The organism is Nocardia brasiliensis, from assembly GCF_011801125.1.
GTDB classification, from domain to species: Bacteria; Actinomycetota; Actinomycetes; order Mycobacteriales; family Mycobacteriaceae; genus Nocardia; species Nocardia brasiliensis_C.
Window position 1 is genome coordinate 93346 of the sequence record NZ_CP046171.1, and the last position, 24318, is coordinate 117663.

Sequence of the window (24318 nt, forward strand, 5' to 3'; positions counted from 1 at the left end):
CACCGCGATGTGGATCAGCAATGCTTCCGAATATGGTGCCGGGAGCGCCCGTTTCGCTTCGAACGACGCCTCAGCACGAACCGAAAGACCCCGATGCGCGCCTTGCTGTTGTTTCTGGCCACCTGTCTCGTCGTGCTGTGGCCCGGCTCGGCCGCGGCGGCGGAGCCGTGGGGGCCGCTCGCCCCCGCCAACCCGTATCTCGGCCCGCTCGGCACCGCGACCATGCACGGCGACGCGGGCTCCTCCGATGTCACGCCGCTGGCCGGGCCGGGCTCGGCGGCGGTGCCGGTGGCCGGATATCCGCTGCTCGCTGCCTGTCCGACGCTGCTGGAAGGTGCGGACAACCTGGTTGTCGCGCTGTGCACGGCGATCGCCGGACAGGTGCCGACGGTGCATCTGATCGATCCGGCGACTCCGGGACCGATCGGGCACTCGCTCGCCGCGCTTCCGCTGACCAAGGGCAGTCTGCTCGGCGGCGTCTACGCCTACCTGGACAACGCGGATCGACTTGTCGTCGTGGACGGCGGCAACCGGCTGCTGCGCATCGCGCACTCCCGCGACGCGGCCGGGGCCTGGCGGTTCACCAGCGCGCTCGTTGCCGATCTGAGTGCGGCGATAGCGGTGGGGGACAACGTGACCGGGTTGGTGCCCGACTGGTCCGGCAACATCTGGTTCGCGACCGGCGACGGCGTGGTCGGGCTGGTCACGCCCGCGGGCGCGGTCGCGACGTCGTCGTTGCCCGCGGGCGAGCGGGTGGCCAACAGCATTTCCGCGGCACCGAGCGGCCGGATCGCGGTCGCGACCACCCACGCGCTCTACGAGTTGGTCGAGAGCGCGGGCCGTCCCGAGATCCGGTGGCGCGCGGCCTATGACCGTGGCTCGGCGCGCAAGCCGGGTCAGTTGAGCTGGGGGACCGGGTCGACGCCCACCTATTTCGGGCCGACCACCGGGGCCGACTATCTGAGCATCGTCGACAACGCCGAGGACCAGGTGCACGCGCTGGTATTCCGTTCCGGCACCGGCGAGTTGGTGTGTGACCAGCCGGTGCTGGCGAAGGGCGGTGCGGGCAGCGAGAATTCGCCGATCGGCGTCGGCCGCTCGCTGTTCGTCGCGAGCACCTATGGCTATCCCTATCCCGCGGTGCCTGCGGACGCCGGGCCCGCGGTGCCGCCCACCGCGCCCTTCGCCGGCGGCATGACCCGGGTCGATGTGGCCGAAAGCGGTTGCCGCACGGTGTGGGACAACGAGGTGCGCAGTGCGGCCGTACCGCGTCTGTCCGTTCCCGACGGCGCGGTGTACACCGTGACCCGGCTGGGGCCGGACCGGACGACGCCGCTGGACGGCTACGCGTTCACGGTGCTCGACCCGGAAACCGGCGCGGTGACCGCACGACATCCCTTGCCAGGCACGCTGATCGGCGATCCGTTGCAGACCGCGCCGCTGATCACGCACAGCGGACAGGTGTTGCAGGGCACGATCACCGGGATCCTGCGCATCGGCTGAGTCCCGCTGCCCGCACGGATATCTCGGACGCGGTGTTTCGGATAGCGGTGTCGCACAGACCGGTTCGGTGGTTGTCCACATGCGCTGTGTGCGGCGCCGTCCTGTGGACAAAGCTGTGCGCTGCTCGAGGACGAGCGGGTGTGCATCGCCGGGGAAATACCAGTGCCCGCGGGTATCGGTGGGGACGGATGGGGTCCACCGCAGCTCGCTCGCACCTGTGGATGAGTCTGTGGGTTGTTTCGGGACGGACGGGCATCGTTCACCCCCGCTTTGCCGCCGCGACCTCGAGGATCATGCCGTCACGTTCCCTGAAATGCCTGGTGCCGGGCTGTGGATGAACGTGAACCCGGGTGCGGAAGCAAACTCGGAAACCGATGCCGCGGCGTCCACATTGTGGATGGCGGAGTTGGGCCGGCGTGTGGACATCGATGACGCCGCGCGTCATGCACAGCGGTGGCGACAACGCGTGCCGAACCTGTGCACAGTGGTGGAGCGAACCGCATACCCAGGCTGTGCACGGCGGGCCGGTTCGGCGCACAGCGACCGCCGACCGCCGACCAGGACAGCCCGCCGCGATGGCTCGGCACGGGGTTGTCCCCAGCCCACTTCCGGCGTGTCGTCTCTGCGTGTCTGGGCGGCGGAACGCTTGCCCCCGTGTCGATTTCGCGTGGTTCGCCGGGCCTGCGCCGCAGGTGAGGCGAAGATCACAGCGGCTGGGAAAGTTGCGGCCGAGGTGCTGAGCGGACGCGCTCGAGGCCGCGTGGCAACGACTCTGCGATGTCTGGTTATTCCCGATCTTGTCATGACGCATGTATGTCCATGGTCGGTTCAACTGGGTGCACGTCGTGTTAATTACGCCGCAAACAAACCTTAAGTCGCTTTCTGTTCATCTGTTGTCCAGCTAACGCCAACTTCGATGATGAACGGCCAGCTCAGGCGGCTCGCGATGGAACATCGGCCGATCTATGTCGAGCGGACAGCTAATCGTCCGGGGGAATGTTCGGGTCGCCGCGAAACGGTTGACGCGAGACCTGCGGATTCCTGGGATCGGGTGGAAATCGAACCGGCGAATCGGTCGCGGCGAGCGGCGCTACAAGTTAGCTGGAACTGTGAAAAACCATGCCCTCACACGGGTTAGCTGGCTCGCTGCTTTATACGCTTGACATAAGCGAAGAGGGTTGCATCGCCATAACGATTGTGTAGAGTCAACGGCAACGCTGGCCGCAGCTGAGCACGACTCGCTGCGGCCAGCGGAACTCAAATGGGGGACATCGCAACCGATCCGTGACACGGCGTAGCTGTCGAGTGTCCGAACCCGCTTCGCTCAGTGTGTGCTCGCGGTTGTCTGCCCGGCACCGATCACCTCGGGACTCGGCGTCCGCGCCTCCTGTTCAGCCCTGGCCAGGACCACCCGCCGGCCCACCCCGAACACATAGACCAGGAAGAACGCCTCGGCGGTGAACCCGATGGCGATGCGCACCGGGGCGGGCAGCGGGCTCGGCGTCACGAAGCCCTCGATGCAGCCGCACACCAGCAGCACCCCGACCAGCCCGAGCGCGACCGTCGCGGTGGCCCGGCCCTGGCGCGCCACCGCTTCTATTCGGCTGAGCCGGCCCGGGTCGATCAGCGTCCAGCCCAGTTTCAGCCCCGCGCCGCCCGCGACGAAGATCGCGGTCAGCTCGAGCGTGCCGTGCGGCAGGATGAACCCGAAGAACGAGTCGAGCCGCCCGGCATCGGCCATCAGCCCGGCCGAGACGCCGAGGTTGAGCGCGTTCATGAACAGCAGGTACACCGCAGGCAGGATCAGCACGCCGGTGAACAGGGCGATCGCCGTCACCCATGCGTTGTTCGTCCACACCTGGGCGGCGAAGGCGCCCTGCGGGTGCTCGGAGTAATAGGTCTCGAACGCACCGCCGCGTGCCGTCAGGCCGCTGGTATCGGCGGGGATGCCGAGAACCGTACGCGCCGAATCGAATCGGTCCACCCAGATGGCCAGGCCCGCCGACACGAGCAGGAACACCGCCGCCACCCCGGCCCACCACGGCCAGGTCCGATACAGCGCCGCCGGAAAGCGGTGGGTGAAGAAGCGGCCGATCTCGGACCAGGTGTCGGCTCTGCTGCCGAGCACCCGCCCGCGGGCCCTGGTGAGGATCGCGCTCAACCCGGCGATCAGCTCCGGGTCGGGACTGTGCGACTGCAACCGGGCCAGCTGCTGGGACGTGCGCCGATACAGCATGACGAGCTCGTCGGCCTCGGCGCCGGAGAGCTTGCTCCGCGACGCCAGGTGATCGAGCCGCTCCCACGCTCTGCGGTGCGCGAAACTGTATGCGTCTACGTCCATCGGTTGCCTCCCACTACCGCCGGTCGCAAGAATGCTATCGACATGGCTGAATTCACCACCGGCGAAGCGGTCGCGCTCGAGCTGCCGATCGCTCGGATCCCGACCAGGGCCGCCGCGTTCCTCATCGACGCGGTGGCACAGTTCACGCTGGGCTCGGTGCTGTTCGTACTGACCGTCGTGCTGCTGCTGCCCAGCGGCGCGGACACGGCCTGGCTGAGTGTCGCGGTGCTCGTCACGGTCGTGGGCGTGCTGGTGGGTTACCCGGTGCTGTGCGAAACCCTCTCGCGCGGCAGGACGCTCGGCAAGCTGCTGCTCGGCCTGCGGGTGGTGCGGGCCGATGGCGGCCCGATCGACTTCCGGCACGCGCTCACCCGCGGCCTGGCCGGCGCCATCGTGGACTTCTGGATGCTCGGAGCGCTCGGCGCCGTCGCGGTGCTCACCTCGATGTGCTCCCCGAACGCCCGCCGGGTCGGCGACGTGCTCGCGGGCACCGTGGTGGTGCATGCGCAGCGCACGCTGCCGCTGCCGTTGCTCGCGGCGGCGCCGCCGTGGCTGATGGGCTGGACGGCGCAGCTGGAGCTGGCCGGACTGCCCGACGACCTGGCACTCGCGGTCCGGCAGTACCTGAGCCGGTCGAAGACCCTGACCCCCGAGGCGCAGCACCAGCTGGGCAGCGCGCTCGTCGTCGCGGTCTGCGCGCGGTTGCAGGTGCCCCCGCCGAACGGCTACCCGCCGCTGCAGGTGCTCGGCGCGATCATCGCCGAGCGGCAACGCCGCGTGCTGCCGCCGCCGCTGTTCCCGGTGTTCCCGCCCGGACCGGTCGGGCAGCCCGCGTTTCCCGCCGTCGCGGCGCAGTGAGGTTTCCCGCCGTCGCGAGGCAGTGAACTCGGATCGGCCGCAACGGCTTCGGCCGCGTCGCTAGGTCGCCGAGGCGGCGTAGTCGTCGATCTCCTGGAGGAAGCGGTCCAACCGCGCCGGGGTGATCCAGGCGGCGCGGAAGGAGTTCTTCGCCAGCGTGACGAGTCGCGCGCGGTCCAGGCCGGCGTGTTCGGCGAGCGCGAGGTAGTTCTCCGCCGCGTAGGCGCCGAAGTAGGCGGGGTCGTCGCTGTTGATCGTCACGGTCAGCCCGCGCTCGAGCAGCCCCACGATCTCGTCCGATTTCATCTGGGTGGTCACGAACGAATTCGACACCGGACAGCAGGTCAGCCCGATGCCCTTGGACTTGGCCAGCTCGACCAGCCGCTCGTCCTCGACGATGTTGGTGCCGTGGTCGATCCGGTCCACGGCGATGTCCTCGAGCGCCTGCCGGATGTGCTCGATCGAATTCTGCTGGTCGATATCGCAGTGCATGGTCAGCAGGAAACCTTCGCGCCGGGCGCGGGCGAAGACCGCCGCGAACTTGCTCGGCGGATTGCCGCGCTCGTCGGAGTCGAGGCCGACGCCGATGATCCAGTCCCGGTAGGGCAGCGCCTCCAGCAGCGTCGCCATCGCGTACTCGGCGGAATAGTCGCGCAGGAAGCACAGGATCAGCTCGGCGGAGATGCCGAACTCGCGCCGCGCCCGCACGATGGCCGAGCGGTATCCGCCGATCACGGTGGCGAACGCGACGCCGCGCCCGGTGTGCGCCTGCGGGTCGAAGAACATCTCGACGTGCCGCACGCCCTGCGCGTGCGCCCTGGTCAGGTAGTCGTAGGCCAGATCGTGGAAATCCGCCTGCTCCTGCAATACCGCCATGGCGGGGTAGTAGACCTGCAGAAACGAGGTCAGGTCGTGGAATCGATAGGTCTGTCTGACCTCCTCGACCGTCTGCTGTGGCAGCCGCATCCCGTTGCGCTGCGCCAGCCGGAACTTCAACTCGGGCTCGAGTGTCCCTTCCAAGTGCAGGTGCAACTCGGCCTTGGGCAAGCCGTGGACGAACGAGGCAAGATCGGACATGGGTCCATGATGCGCCCGGTTACATGGTGCCGGACTGTTTGAGCTCGAGGTATTCGTCGGCGAGTGCTTCGGGCAGACGTTCCGGCGCGGCGGCGACCACGCCGATCCCGGTGCGCCGCAGCGATTCCTGCACGAGCGCGCGCTCGGCCAGGATGGTCTCGGCGGCCGCGGCCGGGTAGAGGTCGGCGCGGTCGGTGCGCCGGGCGGCGGCCGCCGCGACGTCGGGATCGGTGACCGAGACGATCAGCACGCGGTGCCGTTGGGCCAGGGTCGGCAGCACGGGCAGTAGGTTCTCCTCCACGGCGGCACCGTCGAGGCTGGTGAACCAGACGACCAGACTGCGCCGCCGGGTGCGCTGGATGGCGGCGCGGACCAGCCCGGCGCTGTCGGTGTCGACGAGCGCGGGCGTGACCCCGGCCATGGCGTGCATCAGCTTCAGCTGCAACCCTTTTCCGCTGATGCCGCGCACTTCGGCGCGGGCCTCGCGGTCGAAGGCGAGCAGATCGACCGAGTCGCCCGCCGCCGCGGCCAGCCCGCCGAGCAGCAGCGCGGCCTCGACCGCCGCGTCCAGGCGGGTGCCGTCGCCGACCCGGCCCGCGCTGATCCGCCCGGTGTCGAGCAGCATCAGCATGTGCCGATGGCGTTCCGGACGCCAGGTGCGCACCAGCACGTCGGTCGCGCGGGCGGTGGCGCGCCAGTCGATGGCGCGCACATCGTCACCGGCGACATACTCGCGGAACGAATCGAACTCGGTGCCCTGCCCGCGCTGGTTGGCCACGTTGCGGCCCTCGAGGTGTTGCAGCCGTTTGACTTTCGAGCGCAGCAGCCGCTCGCTGCGGAACTGCGGCAGCGCCCTGACCCGGGCCGGAACCCGGCGGCGGGTCTGCGTGCCGGCCAGTCCCAGCGGGCCGATCAGCCGCACCGTCACCTGGCCCGCGACGCGGTCGCCGCGCTGGGTCGGCGTGAGCGTGGTGCGCAACCGGACCAGCGTGGCGGGCGCGAGATCGAGCCGGTGCGTGCGGTGCTCGGCGCGAGCGCTGTCGGGCCAGTCGTCCCACAGGGTGCCGCGCAGCGGCCGGGTCCCGTTGTTCACCGCGACGAGTTCCACCTCGGTGGCGCGGCCGAGCCGCACGGTGGTCAGCGGCGGCCGGGACAGGCCGAGGTCGCGGGCCCGACCGACCGAGCCGAGGTCGAACAGCACGGCGGCGGCCAGCACCGCGGTCGCCACGACCACGCCGATCCAGGAGGGAACGACGAACGTGACGAGCAGTGCCAGTACTCCCGCGAGGGCGGCGAGCCTGCCGGTGACCGCCGCCTGCGTGCGGCCTCCGGCGTCGGAGCGGGCGAACACGGCTACACCGGAACCGGGACCGTGAGCAGCAGCGACGACATGACACCCTCGGTGGTCACCCCGTCCAGCTCGGCCTCCGGCCGCAGCTGCAACCGGTGCCGCAGTACCGCCACCGCAACGGATTTCACGTCGTCGGGGGTGACGAACCCGCGCCCGTTCAGCCAGGCGAACGCGCGCGCCGCGGCCATCAGCGCGGTCGCGCCGCGGGTGGACGCGCCGTGCTGCACCGCGGGGGCCATGCGGGTGGCCCGGCAGATGTCGACGGTGTACGCGAGCACCTCGGGGCTGATCGTCACCGTGCCGACGGCCGCGCGCCCCGCGGCGATATGCGCCGGTCCGGCCACCGGGCGCAGGCCCGCGGCGGCGAGATCACGCGGGTCGAAGCCGGCGGCGTGGCGCTGCAGGATGCGGAATTCGTCCTCCCGGCCGGGCAATTGCACATCGACCTTGAACAGGAATCGGTCCAGCTGAGCCTCCGGCAGCGGGTAGGTGCCCTCCTGCTCGATCGGGTTCTGCGTGGCGACCACGACGAACGGGTCGGGCAGCGGGCGCGGCTTCCCGTCCACCGACACCTGCCGTTCCTCCATCGATTCCAGCAGCGCCGACTGGGTTTTCGGGGGCGTGCGATTGATCTCGTCGGCCAGCAGCAGGTTGGTGAACACCGGCCCGTGCCGGAAGGTGAACTCCGCCGAGTGCGGGTCGTAGATCTGCGAGCCGGTGACATCGCCCGGCATCAGGTCCGGGGTGAACTGAACCCTGGTGTGCTCCAGGTCCAATGCCGTCGCCAGGGCCCGGACCAGCAGCGTCTTCGCCACGCCTGGCACGCCTTCGAGCAGGACGTGCCCCCGGCACAGCAGCGCGAGCACCAGGTACATGATCGCGTTGTCGTTGCCGACCACCGCCTTGCCGATCTCGGCACGCAACGCGGTGAACGCCGCGCCCGCCGCTGCCGCGGCGGGGCCGTGGTTGGTGTCGGTCGGAATGGTCATGGGACCTCCAGTGTCAGGTGGGGGTTCGGCATCGGCCGGGCCGGCGCGCGGTGGTTCATCCGAGCTCCGCCTCGATCCACTCGAGTTGGGCGGCAACGAGTTCCAGCGTTGCCACGTCGGGCACCGGGCCGTACAGCGCGGTGCCGAGCTGGGCGGGATCGGTGCCGATGCGGGCGGCGAGCGCGCCGAGCAGCCGATCCGGTGGGGTGTCGGCGGTCATGCCGAGGGTCGGGCGGATCCGGCGCAGGGTCGCCCCGCGCAGCTTGGCCGCGACGTGCTCGTAGTCCTTCGAGCGTCGGTACAGCGCGGCCTGCCCGGCCAGCAGTTCGTTCGCGGCGACCTCGACCGGGCGTGGCTCGGGCACCAGCGCGCCGCGCCTGCGCGCGCGCCACCAGACCACGATCGCGGCGGCGATCAGGAACTGCAGCGCGCCGAAGAACACCGGCGCGGGCAGGCGCTCCCAGATCGGGGCGTCACCGGCGCCGAAGCCCGGCCAATCGGGGCTGTCGGGACTGTCGGGGCGCGGCGGGTTCGTAGGTACGGGCGGCGGGTTCGGCGCGGTCGGCGCGCCACAGGATTGCAGGACGCCGTAGAGCAGCAGCAGGAGCGCGGCGATACCGGCGAGCGCGCCCCAGAACCGCGGGTCGCGTAGCAGTTCGGGCAGCGGCGGCAGCTGCCTGCGGGTGCGCGGCGATTTCTCCGCGACCTCGACCTCGATGGGCTCCGCGGCCGGCGGCGGCGCGGACTCGGAGAACCGGTCCGCGTATTCGAGCCTGCGGTACTCGTCCTCGGTCGCCCGCCGGCCGCCGTAGACGACCTCGTCGAAACTGTGCGCGGCGGGATGCAATTCGGTCGCGGTGTCGGTGGGCAGCGCGGTCGTCACGTCGTCGGCGGTCTCGCGGGCGGTGCGGGACCTGCGGACCTCGAGCACGCCGCGCTGTTCCAGCCCGCGCAGCACGGCGCGGAACCGTTCGCGCAGTGCGGCATCGAAATCACGGCGCTGGGCGGCCTGTTCGGCGGCCGCGCGATGATCGGCGGCGGTGCCGAGCCGTGGCGGGCCCGGTGGCTGGTCCCGGTCCGCGTCGTGCGGTAGGCCGTGGTAGTCGTTCATCGGACCTCGGAACCTGGCACGTGGATGTCCAAACCCTCAAGGCGGCAGCGCCGGTCGACATAGCCGACCACCCTGGTGGCCGACTCGACGACCTCGCCGAACGCGGCGATCAGCAGCGCACCCGAGGTGAGCAGCACGATCACCGCCCAGCGCTGGGTGCCGGTGAAGTCGGACAGATAGAACGGAATCCCCAGCAGCGGCACGCAGAGCAGCCCGAGCAGGCAGCGGTGCGCGACCCACAGCCAGGTGAAGCGCCAGTCTGCCCCGGCGACAAGCAGTTTCGACCGGGCGACGGCGGCGCGGTGCGGTGCCTGTTCGACGAACATCACCGGCACCGCGACGAAACGTTTGGCGCGCAGCCACCCGAGCCAGAGCACGCCGAACGGCAGCGTGATGATCAGGACGCCGGTCAGCGCGAGCACGCCGATGCCGACCAGGGTGTACAGCGCCTGGAACACCAGCAGCGGCGCGGCGATCGCGCCGAGGCGCCCGAGCGCGGTGCCCGCGCCGATCGGCGCGCCCGCGATGCTCGCCAGCCCGATCGCCACGGTGGTGCCGCGCAGGACGAACCGCACCACCAGCACGCAGGCCGCGGTGGACAGGATCGCCGCCCACGCGGTGGCCGCGTCCGAGTCGTCGGCGAGGTCGGACAGGCCGACGGTGACCGCGACGACCACGAGCTCGGCGAGCACGATGGCGGGCAGGCTCAGCCGCAGCAGGGCGGGCAGGTGCGCCTGGATCAGCGCGAACGGCACGTCCAGGAGCTCGCGGAAGGTCATCGGACGGATCGGCACCGTCGTTCCAGGTGACCCTGGTGCCGGATCGTCTCCCGCCCCGACGGCACCGGCCGGGTCGGCAGCTGGTAGCACGGGCCGAGTGTAACCGGCGCGGCCGCGAAGCCACCGGGTCAGCGGTGCAGCAGGCGTTCCACGACGCGGCGATAGCGGGCGGGTTCGATCGGCGGCAGGCCGAGCAGGGCGCGCAGGTACACGCCGTCACCGACCAGGCGGACGATATCGGCGTGCACCGGGTCCTCGATCTCGTTGTCCAGATCGACCGACCAGGAGTTCATCATCTCGGCCAGGGCCTGCTGCACCTCGTCGGTATCCGCGTCGGTCGCGGCGTCGATGGTGCGCATGGTCGCCAGCATCGAGCGGTAGACCTCCAGCTCGACCGCTTCCTCGGCGTTGTCCGGGTTCGGGGTCTGCAGGTACCACTCGACGACCGACTGCCCGCGCTCGGTGGCGCTGCTCAGCTGCTGGGTCGCGCGTTCGGTGAGGCGCCGGACCAGGCCGGCGAGCAGCGCGTCCTTGCTCTTGAAGTGATACAGCAGGCCGCCCTTGGAGACGCCTGCGGTCGCCGCGACATTCTCCAACGTCACGTGCGACATGCCTTTTTCCAGGAGCAGCGATTCGAGCGCGTCCAGAATTCGGTCGCGGGTAGTGGCCGTCACAGCGCCCGACTATACCGGCTGGACGGTAAGGTCTGTTACTGTACCGTCTGGACGGTAAGAAGAAGCACGCGGCGAAAGTCGAGAAAGTCATGACCACCCAGACCAAGACCACCCGGTTGACCGGGTCACAGACGCCACCCCGCGCCGGCACGCGCGAGTGGGCCGGGCTGTCCGTGCTCGCGCTCGCCCTGCTGCTGCTCGCGGTGGACGCGACGGTGCTCGACCTGGCGGTACCCGCGATCAGCGCCGATCTGGCGCCGACCACGCCGCAGCTGCTGTGGATCATCGACGTGTACTCGTTCGTGCTGGCCGGTCTGCTGGTGATGATGGGCAACCTGGGCGACCGGATCGGCCGCCGCAGGCTGCTGCTGATCGGCGCCGCCGGCTTCGGCATCGCCTCGCTGCTCGCTGCGTGGGCGGTGTCGCCGGAAATGCTGATCGGCGCGCGGGTGCTGCAGGGTGTCGCCGGCGCGACGCTCATGCCCGCCACCCTTGGCCTGATCCGCTCGATGTTCCTCGACCCGCGGCAGCGGACCGTGGCCATCGCGGTGTGGAGCGCGATGGCGGGCGGCGGTGCGGCGGCGGGCCCGCTGCTCGGCGGCTGGCTGCTCGAGCATTTCTGGTGGGGTTCGGTGTTCCTGGTGAACCTGCCGGTGATGCTGGTGCTGATCGCATTGGGCCCGTTTCTGATTCCGGAATCGCGGGATCCGAACCCGGGCCGCTTCGATCTGCCGAGTGCGGGGCTGTCCATGCTCGCGCTGGTGCCGGTCGTGTACGCGGTGAAGGAGACCGCGGCGCACGGCTTCGCGGTGGCCACCACCGGGGTCGCGGTGGTCGGTGCGCTCGCCGGTGCGCTGTTCGTGCGCAGGCAGCGGCGGCTGGACCAGCCGATGCTGGATCTGAAGTTGTTCGCGCTGCCCAGGTTCCGCACCGCGGTGCTCACCAACCTGCTCGCGGTGTTCGCGCTGGCCGGTGTGCTGTTCTTCGGCTCGCAGTACCTGCAGTTGGTGCTCGGCCGCACGCCGCTGCAGGCCGGATTGCTGCTGCTGCCGGGTCTCGCGGCCAGCGTGGTCGCCTCGCTCGCGGCGGCCTGGCTGGTGCGCAGGCTGGCGCCGGGCCGGGTGCTCGGCGGCGCGCTGAGCGTGGCCGCGCTCGGTTCCGTGCTGTTGCTGTGGCTCGGTCCGGACGCGGCGACCAGCACCACGCCGTTCATCCTCGGGTTCCTGCTGATCGGCGCGGGTGTGGGTGTCGCGCTGACGGTTTCGTCGGATCTGGTGGTCGGCGCCGCGCCTGCCGAGCGGGCCGGTGCCGCGGCGGCGGTGTCGGAAACCGCCTACGAGACGGGTATCGCGCTGGGCGTCGCCATCCTCGGCAGCGTGGTGATGGCGATCTTCCGCAACGGGCTCGACCTGAGCCAGGTGCCGAGCGACCAGGTCGGTGCCGCGTCCGAATCCCTCGGCGCCGCCACGGCGTTCGCGCAGCAGCTACCGGAATCGGTGGCCGGGGCCTTCCTCGCCTCGGTGCACGAGGCGTTCGTCTCCGGCATCCACTTCGCCGCGGTCGGCACCGCGTCGATCCTGCTGATCGCCGCGTGGGTGGCCTTCCGGTTGCGCGCGGCCCGCTCGTAGTTCGCACGCACCCGTCCCGGTCCGCCGGGGCGGGTGCGGTGCGTTATTCGTCGTTCGGACGGGCCAGTTGGGTGGGGGTGAGGCGGCCGCGCAGGGTGACCGGCTCGCCGAGCTGCCAGTGCGCGGCCTCGGCCGGATCGGCGGCGGTCACCGTGTTGGCGGAGGCGAGCAGCAGGTCGTCCTGTTTGGCGAGTTCACAGAGGCGGGCGGCCTCGTTGACCGCGTCGCCGATGACGGTGAACTCGTAGCGCTGCCTGGCGCCGACATTGCCCGCGACGACGCGGCCCGCGGCGACACCGATGGCGGCGATGAAATCGTTGGCCGTGTCGTCGAGGCGGCGGCGGATCGCGCGGGCGCAGGCGAGGGCGGCGCCTGGGGCGTCGGGAAGGTCCGCCGGCGCGCCGAACACGGCGAGCGCGGCATCGCCCTCGAACTTGTTGAGCAGGCCGCCGTGCGCCTCGACCTCGTCCACCACGATGTCGAAGAAGCGGTTGAGGATGGCGACCATCTCCGCGGCGGGCACGGTGGCGGCCATCGTGGTGGAGCCGACGATGTCGATGAACAGCGCCGCCGCCTCGCATTCCACGCCGCCCAGGGTCGGGTTGCCCGCCAGCGCGGCATCGGCCACCTCGCGGCCGACATGCTTGCCGAACAGGTCCCTGATCTGTTCGCGTTCGCGCAGGCCCTCCATCATGTGGTTGAAACCGCTTTGCAGTTCACCGAGTTCGGTGCCGTCGTACACCGTGATCGTCACCCGCAGGTCGCCGTCCTCCACCTGACGCAGGGCTCGGCGCACCCCGCGAATCGGCGCGATGATCGCCGACACCGTCTGCATCATCAGCAGCAGACCGAACATCAGCGTGGCGCCGCCGAGGGAGAGCATGCAGACCGCGAGCCGGGCGGTGCTGACCGAGTCGTCGGCCAGCGCCCACACCGCGACGACCATCGACAGCGTCACCGGCACGCCGGCGCCGAGCACCCACGCGATCAGCGAGCGCATGAACACGCCCATGCCGCGGCGGCGGCGCGAGGGGGCCGCGTCCAGCACCCGTGCCGTCACCACCCGCAGCGCGAACTCGGCGATGAGGTAGCTGTAGGCGCACACCACGACCGCGCTGAAGCCGATGCCGAGCAGGATCTTCGGGATGAGGGCGGGCTCGACCACGCCGTAGAGCGGCGCGAGCACCGCGGCTCCGGCGAACCACAGCACCGCCTGGCGCACCACGAGCCTGCGGGGGACGGCGGTGGCGGCGATCTGCTCGGCCTCGGTGGGGCGCTGGTCGGGATCGGTCGCCCAGCGCAGGGCGCGCAACCCGCCGACGGTGCCCCACCAGATCCCGATCAGCAGCGCCAGCGCCGTGTACAGGGGTGTCGCGACGACGTTCAGCAGCAGCAGTTCCCGGGTGAACACGGTCGGGCCGGGCAGCACGAAGCCGATCAGCGCGAACGTGACGGCCATTCCGGCCAGGTTCGCGGCCACCGTCGGCACGGTCAGCAGCACCTGCACCCGCAGCCTGCGCATCCCGGAGGACTCGTCCACGGGGCCGAGCAGCCGCGACCCGAACGCGGCGGGGGAGGCGTCAGTGCGGGACATGAGAGAAAAGCCTATTCCGGGCCATCCTCGAAGTGCAGGACCCGACGTCCACGCCTGGCCGAGCGCATCGACGAGCGGCCGGGTGCGTGCCTCGAAGCGGGCAGGCCGTCGCGCGGGAGCCGCGCTCGTCGGTCCAGCGGACGACCGCGCGCCGACGCCGGGGTGTCGCTCGGCGTGCGCGTGTCGTTGCCGGAGTTCATGACGGATCGCACAGCGTGCGCGCGCGGCGCTGCCGCGCGCCGATACCGTGCGGGCCAGGTGCGCTCGGACGCGTCGCATAGCCCCACGGTAGGCACTCAGTGGCCGCGTGGCAGTTCGCGTCGGCCGTGACCGGGGAGTTCGCGCGTGCCGCGGCCGGTGAGTTCGTCCTGCTGGTGCGGCGGGAGGCCGTACGGTTGCGTCCCCGAGTGGGCGGGCAGCGCCGAATAGCGCGGGTCGTCCTGCCGGTAGTCGGCGTCGACCACCGTGGCCGCGACGCGTCGGGCATGCGCCGCGTCCGGCGCGCCCGGCGCGAGCTGATAGCCGCTCGACCCGTGCGAGTCCTGGGTGTCGACGGTGACCTTGCGGGTGCGGCGCAGCGTGAAGGTGATCTCCTCGACCTCCTCGAAGGCCTGCTTCGCGGTGCGCAGCGGGTGCGTGGCGTTGTCGATCGCGGTGGCGACGAACGCGGGCACCAGCGGCCGGATCAGGCGGGCCGCGGTATCGGTGAACGGCACCGTGCCGATCAGCGGAAGTTCCAGGCCGCCGCCGGCTTTCGGGGCGGCGGGCGGCTGGGCGCGATGCGGCGCGAGCGCGCCCGCGGCGACCGGGGCGGGCAGGTTCGGCGTCACGAATCCTTCGGCAGACACGGCGCTGTCCTTTCGTTCGTCAGCCGGTGCGGCTGGGAGTTCTGCTCGGCGGGGCGGCTCGGTGATGCCGAGCTCCACGCCGCCGATGGCCGCGATGATCCGGGTGCGCTGGTGCTCCCGATCGATGGCGGTGTCCGCTTCGACGGCGAGCCGGGCGGAGGTGAGCTGCTGTTCGGCGCGCAGGCGCTCGGCCTCGGCGCGCACCTCGGCCTGCTTGACCGCGATGGCCGCCTCGGCGTCCTGTTCGGCCTTGTCCCGCACGGCGAGCGCGGCGGTGGCCCGGTCGAACGAGGTGTCCCCGCGCCACCAGCGCAGCAGCAGCGGCAACAGGGCGAGCGCGAGCACAGCGAGAATCGTCAGGATGCGCAGCGGCATGGCGCCCGCGTGCTGGGTGGTGTACTCGTTCATCGCCTGCCAGCGCGCGCCGAGCCCACGGTCGGCGGCGGCGAAGGCGGCGGATTCGGCTGTGCTGACGGCTTTTTCGGCATCCGCGAGGCGCCGGTCGGCCGGCTCGACCCTGGCCTGCGCGATCACCAGCTGCTTGCGGGTGTCGTCGAGCATGTCGTTGGCCACCTGGGCCTCGGGGCCGCGCCCAGGCACGCGGGTGATCAGGGTCTGCGGGCATTCCGGGCTCGGGCTGAGCTCGCAGCGCGCGATCTCCAGCGCGCGATCGATGTCCTGCTGCGCCTTGGTGATCGAGCGGTCCAGCGCGACCCGTTCGGCGCGCGCCCGGTCCACCTCCGCGCGGGCGGCGACGACCTGCGGCGCGGTCGCGGTGTCGCGCTGTGCCCGTTCGTCCAGCGTGCGATCGACGCTGTCACCGAAGACCACGATCGCGGCGAGCTCGGCGATCAGGCCGCCGGTCAGCACCGCGAGGCCGATGCGCGCGAGCAGCCCGAGCTTGTCCGGCATGCGATCCGGGCGCCGGGTCGCCAGCGCCCGGGCGATCGCGCAGGCGAGTATCCCGACCAGCAGTGCCGCCGCGCACACACCGAGCACCGGCCAGGTGCCGACCGAGCCCACGGCGAACGCGGTGACCAGGGCGGACACGATCGCGAACAGCAGTACCGCCGCGCCGGTGAGTGCGTAGCCGGTGCGTTCGTGGCGGTAGGCGACATCGTTGGGCTGACCCCCGCCGAGCCAGGTGAACAAGCCGGTGACGGTCATTGGGAACTCACATCCTCTTCGTCCCAGTCGATTTCGCGGACACCGCTAGCGAGCGAAACCGTCACGGTTTCGTGGTCACAGCGTGACAGGACCGTCCCCGACACACCGAGTACGAGCGGGGGTATGTGGCCAGGCTCACAAACCGACCGATGCGGCGCCATCTCGGGTTCACCCGCGGGCTCTACCCTCGATCGATGACCCGTCGTCCAGCGCGTTGTCCGGGAGGTCAGTACATGTTCGTGCACCGGTTCCGCCGCGCGGTGACGCACGGCCGACGGCCGACGGCGTGGCTGACCACGCTGCTGCTGCTCTCCGCCGCGCTGATGATGTCCCCGGTCAGGGCGGGCGCTGACCCGACCGAATCGTTGGACCGCCTGGTCGGCCTGGTACTCGAGCGGCTGCGCACCGCCGACGCCGTCGCCGCGGCGAAATGGGCGAGCGCCACCCGCACCGGCACCGAGCCCACGATCGACGATCCGGCCAGGGAGGCCGTGGTCTACGACGCGATGGCCCGGCTCGGCGCCGGGCGTGACCTGCCGCAGCCCTGGGTGCGGCAGGTGTTCTCCGGGCAGATCGAGGCCAACAAGATCGTGCAGCGGGGTTTGATCACCGGCTGGCGTTTCGATGCCTCCGCCGCGCCGAGCACGCCGCCGGACCTGTTGTCGGTGCGTCCGGTGATCGATCGGGTGAACGTCGAGATCGTCGACCAGCTCGCGGCCGAACGCGACGAGCTGACCGCGCCGGACTGCGCCGAACGCGTGGCCCGCAGCGTCTTCGGCGTGTTCACCGCGGGGGAGACCGACCCACTGCACCAGGCGGCGCTGGTGCGCGCCGCGGTGGCGCTCTGCGCGCCGCGCTGAGCGGGCACGCGCATTGTTCGGCGGGTACGCCGCGGTTCCCGTTGGGCGCGCCGCACACCCTTCCACCCGAAACTTTGTGGACCGCGCGCAACGCTGATGCGCGCCTGTCGAACTCGTCCGGCCGACGGCGAAAGGCGCCGTTTTAAGTTGAACTCAACGACGAAAGCCGGATCGGCTGGCGAATATTCGGTAAAGGGCGGGCCATTCCGCAATAAGTCACGTCCAATACGGCATAAGGACGGATAGGTTTCGGCCGTAGAAATGTGTCGAACGCCACTCCGCGTCGTTTGCTGAATATGTGCTGAAGCCCACAGCGGGCGAAACAGTCCGGACGGTCGGATCACATGCGCGCCTCGTCAGGAGCCTGTCGGAAATATCTCATTCACCCCGCCTTCGAGTTAGCCGTCATCTGGTGGTTTGCCGGATGCTTCGCGAGGGAAATCATCTTCGATGCAGGTGAGAGCGATTTCCTGACCGTATCGCGCGGTTCGGCGGCGCTCTCGCGCGCCGGCTGGGAGTGGTCGGCACCGGGCGTCGCGGGATCGATCATGCGGTGCCTGCTGCTTTACACTGGACGACGCGCACACGTGGAGGACCGAATGAAGAAGCCCAGCTAGACCCGTTTATTAGTACAGCCTAAGTTGGTTGGGCCCCGGACCTGACTTATCGTTTGCTCTTACGCCGAACACAGAATGCTCGGCCCACTCGCCCGCTCGGGGCAGCTCCTGACCGGTGCTCAGCGTAGCGGGCCGGAACCCGCGCGGAGGTAAGGATCTTGTTAGGGATCCGTTACCGACGAGCACCCACTACGTCACTGAAGCGGGTGAAACAACTGGAGACGTGACTGCACGCCGAAGACCATCAGCGCGGCTGGTTTCGGAACGTACGGGCGCAGTCTTGTACGGAGGCATTCCGACGAAATAGCCCATTTCGTTTTTCGTCGAACGCCCTTCTTGAAGGCAGAGGCATGATGCAACTTCCTGGCCACAGGTCACCTGGCCCCGTCGGGCTCTACGACCCGGCGAACGAACACGACGCCTGCGGTGTCGCGTTCGTCGTCGACATGCACGGCCGCCGCAGCCGCGACATCGTCGACAAGGCTATTACGGCTCTGTTGAACCTGGAGCACCGCGGTGCCGCGGGCGCGGAACCCAACAGTGGTGACGGTGCCGGCATCCTGATCCAGCTTCCGGACCGCTTCTTCCGCGCGATCGTGGACTTCGAGTTGCCGCCGGAGGGCTCCTACGCCTCCGGTATCGCCTTCCTGCCGCAGGCCCGTCGCGAGGCCGCGCGCGCCGCGTACGGCGTGGAGAAGATCGTCAAGGAAGAGGGCCTAGAGGTCCTCGGCTGGCGTGAGGTGCCGATCGACGAGTCCTCGCTCGGCGCGCTCTCCCGTGACGCGATGCCGACCTTCCGACAGATCTTCATCGGCTCCCCGCGCGGTGCGGCCGAGCAGCTGTCCGGCATGGACCTGGAGCGTCGCGCCTACGTCATCCGCAAGCGGGTCGAGCACGAGCTCGGCAAGGCTGGCTCGGGTGCGGGCACGGTCGGCAAGGAGTCGGTGTACTTCCCGAGCCTGTCCGGCCAGACCTTCGTCTACAAGGGCATGTTCACCACGCCGCAGCTGCGCGCCTTCTACCTGGACCTGCAGGACGGCCGGGTGGAATCGGCCCTCGGCATCGTGCACTCGCGCTTCTCCACCAACACCTTCCCGTCGTGGCCGCTGGCGCACCCGTTCCGCCGCGTCGCGCACAACGGTGAGATCAACACCGTCACCGGCAACGAGAACTGGATGCGCGCGCGCGAGGCGCTGCTGCGTTCGGACATCTTCGGCATCGACTCGGCGGGCAACAACCGGCTGGAGAAGATCTTCCCGGTCTGTACGCCGGGGGCGAGCGATACCGCGCGCTTCGACGAGGTGCTGGAACTGCTGCACCTCGGCGGCCGCAGCCTGCCCCACGCGGTGCTGATGATGATTCCCGAGGCGTGGGAACGCAACGAGAAGATGGACGAGCGCCGCCGCGCGTTCTACGAGTACCACTCGATGCTGATGGAGCCGTGGGACGGCCCGGCGTCGGTGTGCTTCTCCGACGGCACCGTGGTCGGCGCCGTGCTCGACCGCAACGGCCTGCGTCCCAGCCGCATCTGGGTCACCGACGACGGCCTGGTCGTGATGGCCTCCGAGGTCGGCGTGCTCGACATCGACCCGTCCAAGGTGGTGCGCAAGGTTCGACTACAACCCGGCCGCATGTTCCTGGTCGACACCTCGCAGGGCCGCATCGTCGGCGACGAGGAGCTCAAGGACCAGCTTGCGGCCGAGCACCCGTACCAGCAGTGGCTGGACGAGGGCGTCACCAAGCTAGAGGACCTGCCCGACCGCCCGCACGTGCACATGTCGCACGACCGGGTGCTGATCCGGCAGCAGATCTTCGGATACACCAACGAAGAGCTGAACCTGCTGATCTCGCCGATGGCCAAGACCGGCGGCGAAGCGCTCGGCTCGATGGGCACCGACACCCCGATCGCGGTGCTCTCGGCGCGGCCCCGGCTGCTGTTCGACTACTTCTCTCAGCTGTTCGCGCAGGTCACCAACCCGCCGCTGGACGCGATCCGGGAAGAGGTGGTGACCAGCCTGCGCCGGGCGATCGGCCCCGAGGCCGACCTGATGCACCCCGGCCCGGAGTCGTGCAAGCAGATCGCGATCGAGTCGCCGATCATCGACAACGACCAGCTGGCCAAGCTGGTGCACATCAACGACGACGGCTCCCAGCCCGAGCTGCGTTCGGTGATCGTGCGCGGCCTGTACCCGGTCGCCAAGGGCGGCAAGGGACTTCGCAAGGCGCTCAAGGCGATCAACACCCAGGTGTCGGCCGCGATCGACGGCGGCGCGCGCATCGTCGTGCTCTCCGACCGCGAGTCGAACGAGAAGCTGGCGCCCATTCCGTCGCTGCTGCTCACCGCGTCGGTGCACCACCACCTGGTCCGCGAGCGCACCCGCACCATGGTCGGCCTGGTGGTCGAGGCCGGTGATGCCCGCGAGGTGCACCACATGGCGATGCTGGTCGGCTTCGGCGCGGCCGCGATCAACCCGTACATGGCCTTCGAGACCATCGAGGACATGCTCGAGCGCGGCGCGCTCGAAATGCCGGGCAGCACCGGCGATCTGGCCGCCGACTACGCCAAGGCGGTCGTCAACTACAACAAGGCCGCGAGCAAGGGCGTGCTGAAGGTGATGTCCAAGATGGGCATCTCCACGCTGGCGTCCTACACCGGCGCGCAGCTGTTCCAGGTGATCGGTCTCTCGCAGGCACTGGCCGACGAGTACTTCACCGGGATGCGCTCGCACCTGGACGGTATCGGCCTCGACGACATCGCGGCCGACGTCGCCGAGCGGCACCGGGTCGCGTTCCTGGAGAACCGCAACGAGCGCGCGCACCGCGAGCTCGAGGTCGGCGGCGAATACCAGTGGCGGCGCGAGGGTGAGTACCACCTGTTCAACCCGGACACCGTGTTCAAGCTGCAGCACGCGACCCGCACCGGTCAGTACTCGATCTTCAAGGAGTACACCAAGCTGGTCGACGACCAGTCCGAGCGGCTGGCCTCGCTGCGCGGCCTGTTCAAGTTCAAGAAGGAGCGTGCGTCGATCTCGATCGACGAGGTCGAGCCCGCCTCGGAGATCGTCAAGCGGTTCTCCACCGGCGCGATGAGCTACGGCTCCATCTCCGCCGAGGCGCACGAGACGCTCGCGATCGCGATGAACCGCCTCGGCGGACGGTCGAACTCGGGTGAGGGCGGCGAGTCGCCCGCGCGCTTCGAGCCGGAGGAGAACGGCGACTGGCGGCGCAGCGCGATCAAGCAGGTGGCCTCCGGCCGCTTCGGTGTGACCGCGCACTACCTGACCAACTGCACCGACATCCAGATCAAGATGGCGCAGGGCGCCAAGCCCGGTGAGGGCGGCCAGCTGCCCGCGCACAAGGTGTACCCGTGGGTCGCCGAGGTGCGCCACTCCACGCCGGGCGTCGGCCTGATCTCGCCGCCGCCGCACCACGACATCTACTCGATCGAGGATCTGGCGCAGCTGATCCACGACCTGAAGAACGCGAACCCGCAGGCGCGGATTCACGTGAAACTTGTTGCCGAGCCCGGTGTCGGCACGGTCGCGGCCGGTGTGTCCAAGGCGCACGCGGACGTCGTGCTGATCTCCGGTCACGACGGCGGCACCGGTGCGTCGCCGCTCACCTCGCTCAAGCACGCGGGCGGTCCCTGGGAGCTCGGCCTGGCCGAGACCCAGCAGACGTTGCTGCTCAACGGACTTCGCGACCGCATCGTCGTGCAGGTGGACGGGCAGATGAAGACCGGCCGCGACGTGATGATCGCCGCGCTGCTCGGTGCCGAGGAATTCGGTTTCGCCACAGCGCCTCTGGTGGTGTCGGGCTGCATCATGATGCGGGTCTGCCACCTCGACACCTGCCCGGTGGGTGTCGCCACGCAGAACCCGGTGCTGCGCGAACGCTTCACCGGCAAGCCGGAATTCGTCGAGAACTTCATGCTGTTCATCGCCGAAGAGGTCCGGGAACTGCTGGCGCAGTTGGGCTTCCGCACGCTGGACGAGGCCATCGGCCGGGTCGACCTGCTCGACACCGCCAAGGCCAAGCAGCACTTCAAGGCCAACAAGCTCGACCTCTCGCCGATCCTGGACAACGTCGAGACCGCGTTCATGTACCAGGACCGGCGCTGTACCAAGACCCAGGACCACGGCCTGGACAAGGCGCTGGACCAGCAGCTGATCACGCAGAGCCGGGACGCGCTCGAGCGTGGCAAGGCGGTGAAGTTCGAAACCAAGATCACGAACGTGAACCGCACCGTCGGCACCATGCTCGGCCACGAGGTGACCAAGCTCTACGGTGGCGCCGGCCTGCCCGACGACACCATCGACATCACCTTCACCGGCTCGGCGGGCAACAGCTTCGGCGCCTTCGTGCCCGCGGGCATCACGCTGCGCGTGCAGGGTGACGCCAACGACTATGTCGGCAAGGGACTTTCCGGTGGCCACCTGGTGGTGCGCCCGTCGCTCGACGCGCCGGAGGGCTTCAAGCCGGAAGAGAACATCATCGCGGGCAACGTGATCCTGTTCGGCGCGACCAACGGGCGCGCGTTCATCAGCGGTGTGGTCGGCGAGCGGTTCGCCGTGCGCAACTCCGGCGCCACCGCGGTGGTCGAGGGCGTCGGCGATCACGGCTGCGAGTACATGACCGGCGGCCGCGTGGTCATCCTCGGCGAGACCGGCCGCAACTTCGGCGCCGGTATGTCCGGCGGCGTCGCGTTCGTCTACAACCCGAACGGCACCTTCGAGGACAAGCTCAACCCCGAGCAGGCCGATGCTGTCGAGCAGCTCTCCGGTGACGACTTCACCTGGCTGCGCGACGTCATCACCGAGCACCGCGACCAGACCGGTTCGGCGGTCGCCGACCGCATCCTGGGCGACTGGTCGCAGCAGGTGAACCACTTCGTGAAGGTCATGCCGCGCGAGTACAAGAAGGTGTTGCTCGCCATCTCCGAGGCGGAGAAGGCAGGCAAGGACGTCGACGAAGCGATCATGGAGGCGGCGCGTGGCTGACGCACAAGGTTTTTTGAAGCACACCAAGCGGGAACTGCCGGCGCGTCGTCCCGTTCCGCTGCGGTTGATGGACTGGAAAGAGGTCTACGAGCAGGGTTTCGCGCACGAGACCCTGCAGCGTCAGGCCAGCCGGTGCATGGACTGCGGTATCCCGTTCTGCCACAACGGTTGTCCGCTGGGCAACCTGATCCCTGAGTGGAACGACCTGGTCTACAAGGGGCAGTGGCGCGAGGGCATCGATCGGCTGCACGCCACCAACAACTTCCCGGAGTTCACCGGGCGGCTGTGCCCCGCTCCGTGCGAGGCGTCCTGTGTCCTCGGCATCAACCAGGACCCGGTGACGATCAAGCAGGTCGAGGTCGAGCTCATCGAGAACGCCTTCGACGAGGGCTGGGTGACCCCGGTCTACCCGACCCGGCTGACCGGTAAGCGGGTCGCCGTCGTCGGCTCCGGCCCCGCGGGACTCGCCGCGGCACAGCAGCTCACCCGTGCGGGACACACCGTGACCGTGTTCGAGCGGGCCGACCGCATCGGCGGTCTGCTGCGCTACGGCATCCCGGAATTCAAGATGGAGAAGCGCTTCATCGACCGCAGGCTGGCGCAGATGGAGGCCGAAGGCACCATCTTCAAGACCGGCGTGAACGTCGGTGTCGACATCACCGCCGAGCAGCTGCGCGAGCAGTTCGACTCGATCGTGCTGGCCGGCGGCGCGACCATCGCGCGTGACCTGCCGATCCCGGGCCGCGAGCTGGACGGCATCCACCAGGCCATGGAGTTCCTGCCGTGGGCCAACCGGGTGCAGCTCGGCGACGCCGTCACCGACGCCGACGGCCTGCCGCCCATCCACGCGAAGGGCAAGAAGGTCGTCATCATCGGTGGCGGTGACACCGGTGCGGACTGCCTCGGCACCTCGCACCGGCAGGGCGCCGAGAGCATCCACCAGTTCGAGATCATGCCGCGTCCGCCGGAGGAACGCGCCGCCTCTACTCCGTGGCCGACCTACCCGCTGATGTACCGGGTCTCCTCGGCGCACGAGGAGGGCGGCGAGCGGGTGTTCTCCGTCAACACCGAGCGCTTCGTCGGCACCGACGGCAAGGTCACCGGCCTGCAGGCGCACGAGGTGACGATGGTCAACGGCCGGTTCGAGAAGGTCGACGGCACCGACTTCACCCTCGAGGCCGATCTCGTGCTGCTCGCGATGGGCTTCACCGGTCCCGAGAAGCGTGGCCTGCTCGAAGACCTCGGCGTCGGCTACGACCAGCGCGGCAATGTCCAGCGCGACAAGGGCTGGGCGACCAACATCCCCGGCGTCTTCGTCGCGGGCGATATGGGCCGCGGCCAGTCTCTCATCGTCTGGGCCATCGCGGAGGGTCGCGCCGCGGCCGCCGCGGTGGACCGCTTCCTGGAGGGCGAGACGGCGCTGCCCGCGCCGATCACCCCCACCATGGTCGCTCAGCGATGAACTGAACCCCTCTCTTACCGGAGCGGAAAAGGCGCCTGCGGACTTCGGTCCGCGGGCGCCTTTGTTCTTTCCGGTGGATTCGACCGCAATACGACACGCGCGAGTGACGCATTCGACCGGCTATGCCGTGCACGGCATAGCCGCGGGCGCGACGGGCGCGTTCTCCAGATGATTGCCTGTTCCTGCGCAACCGTCCTTGATTTGCGCTGATCGTCAAGGGCTTTGCGGGTTGTTCCATCGAAAGTCGCGCACGTCCGTTGATATTTGCTGAGTGATTGCGGATGGGTGCATTCGGGAGAACGAGCGTTGATCAGGGGACTGGTGTCGGGATGTGGTGTGGAACTGCGGCTTTGGGCACCGGACGAAAATCGGACATCGGGCGCGGGTTGGGATGGCGCCGGGCGCGCCCGCCCTTTATTGTGATCCCCGGCGTCTTGCTGATCTTGGGATGTGGGTTCG

16 protein-coding genes are annotated in these 24318 nt (G+C 69.6%); 6 read left to right on the forward strand and 10 right to left on the reverse strand.

Annotated features, from left to right (window positions below; genetic code table 11):
• Positions 1-93: 93 nt before the first annotated feature.
• Positions 94-1503 (forward strand): hypothetical protein, encoded by a 1410-nt coding sequence (locus tag F5X71_RS00535; RefSeq protein ID WP_167460174.1) that lies wholly within the window; start codon positions 94-96, stop codon positions 1501-1503.
• 1324 nt (positions 1504-2827) lie between these two features.
• Here F5X71_RS00535 and F5X71_RS00540 read toward each other — a convergent pair.
• Positions 2828-3844, reverse strand: a complete 1017-nt coding sequence (locus F5X71_RS00540) for a stage II sporulation protein M (RefSeq protein WP_167460175.1) — start codon at positions 3842-3844, stop codon at positions 2828-2830.
• 42 nt (positions 3845-3886) lie between these two features.
• On the opposite strand from F5X71_RS00540, the gene F5X71_RS00545 reads away from it, so the two are divergent.
• Complete coding sequence (locus tag F5X71_RS00545; RefSeq protein WP_167460176.1) at positions 3887-4702, forward strand: RDD family protein; 816 nt, start codon at positions 3887-3889, stop codon at positions 4700-4702.
• A gap of 60 nt (positions 4703-4762) precedes the next feature.
• Here F5X71_RS00545 and add read toward each other — a convergent pair whose 3' ends face one another.
• From add to F5X71_RS00575, 6 genes are all read right to left on the reverse strand, one after another.
• Positions 4763-5779: an adenosine deaminase gene (gene add, locus F5X71_RS00550; protein WP_167460177.1), complete on the reverse strand. Its 1017-nt coding sequence runs from the start codon at positions 5777-5779 to the stop codon at positions 4763-4765.
• Positions 5780-5798: 19 nt separating this feature from the next.
• Positions 5799-7130, reverse strand: a complete 1332-nt coding sequence (locus F5X71_RS00555) for a DUF58 domain-containing protein (protein WP_167460178.1) — start codon at positions 7128-7130, stop codon at positions 5799-5801.
• Positions 7131-7132: 2 nt separating this feature from the next.
• Positions 7133-8119 carry an AAA family ATPase gene (locus tag F5X71_RS00560; protein WP_167460179.1) on the reverse strand — a complete coding sequence of 329 codons (987 nt, stop codon included), beginning with the start codon at positions 8117-8119 and terminating at the stop codon, positions 7133-7135.
• 55 nt (positions 8120-8174) lie between these two features.
• Positions 8175-9230: a DUF4129 domain-containing protein gene (locus F5X71_RS00565; RefSeq protein ID WP_167460180.1), complete on the reverse strand. Its 1056-nt coding sequence runs from the start codon at positions 9228-9230 to the stop codon at positions 8175-8177.
• Positions 9227-10024 carry a hypothetical protein gene (locus F5X71_RS00570; protein ID WP_238815651.1) on the reverse strand — a complete coding sequence of 266 codons (798 nt, stop codon included), beginning with the start codon at positions 10022-10024 and terminating at the stop codon, positions 9227-9229. Before F5X71_RS00570 ends, F5X71_RS00565 begins: the two co-directional genes overlap by 4 nt.
• Positions 10025-10137: 113 nt before the next feature.
• The gene (locus tag F5X71_RS00575) at positions 10138-10683 is read right to left on the reverse strand and encodes a TetR/AcrR family transcriptional regulator (protein ID WP_167460181.1); all 546 of its coding nucleotides are present in this window, start codon (positions 10681-10683) and stop codon (positions 10138-10140) included.
• An 89-nt stretch (positions 10684-10772) separates the two neighbouring features.
• Between F5X71_RS00575 and F5X71_RS00580 the strand changes: the two genes are divergently transcribed.
• A complete protein-coding gene (locus F5X71_RS00580; protein WP_167460182.1) occupies positions 10773-12311 on the forward strand; it encodes an MFS transporter in 1539 nt (512 codons plus the stop codon).
• A 43-nt stretch (positions 12312-12354) separates the two neighbouring features.
• On the opposite strand, the gene F5X71_RS00585 is transcribed toward F5X71_RS00580, so the two are convergent.
• Both F5X71_RS00585 and F5X71_RS00590 read right to left on the reverse strand, forming a co-directional pair.
• A complete protein-coding gene (locus F5X71_RS00585) occupies positions 12355-13905 on the reverse strand; it encodes an adenylate/guanylate cyclase domain-containing protein (protein ID WP_167460183.1) in 1551 nt (516 codons plus the stop codon).
• Between the two features lie 296 nt (positions 13906-14201).
• Entirely contained in the window at positions 14202-15920 is a 1719-nt protein-coding gene (locus tag F5X71_RS00590; RefSeq protein WP_167460184.1) for a DUF4407 domain-containing protein, read from the reverse strand.
• Positions 15921-16114: 194 nt separating this feature from the next.
• Between F5X71_RS00590 and F5X71_RS00595 the strand changes: the two genes are divergently transcribed.
• On the forward strand, positions 16115-16780 hold the full coding sequence (locus F5X71_RS00595) for a chorismate mutase (RefSeq protein ID WP_167460185.1): 666 nt from the start codon (positions 16115-16117) through the stop codon (positions 16778-16780).
• A gap of 382 nt (positions 16781-17162) precedes the next feature.
• Here F5X71_RS00595 and F5X71_RS00600 read toward each other — a convergent pair whose 3' ends face one another.
• Positions 17163-17330: a hypothetical protein gene (locus F5X71_RS00600; RefSeq protein ID WP_167460186.1), complete on the reverse strand. Its 168-nt coding sequence runs from the start codon at positions 17328-17330 to the stop codon at positions 17163-17165.
• Positions 17331-17747: 417 nt separating this feature from the next.
• Here F5X71_RS00600 and gltB point away from each other — a divergent pair, with 417 nt between their 5' ends.
• Positions 17748-22397, forward strand: coding sequence for a glutamate synthase large subunit (gene gltB / locus F5X71_RS00605; RefSeq protein ID WP_167460187.1), 4650 nt, complete (start codon positions 17748-17750; stop codon positions 22395-22397).
• Positions 22390-23859, forward strand: a complete 1470-nt coding sequence (locus F5X71_RS00610; protein WP_167460188.1) for a glutamate synthase subunit beta — start codon at positions 22390-22392, stop codon at positions 23857-23859. Before gltB ends, F5X71_RS00610 begins: the two co-directional genes overlap by 8 nt.
• Positions 23860-24318 lie beyond the last annotated feature (459 nt).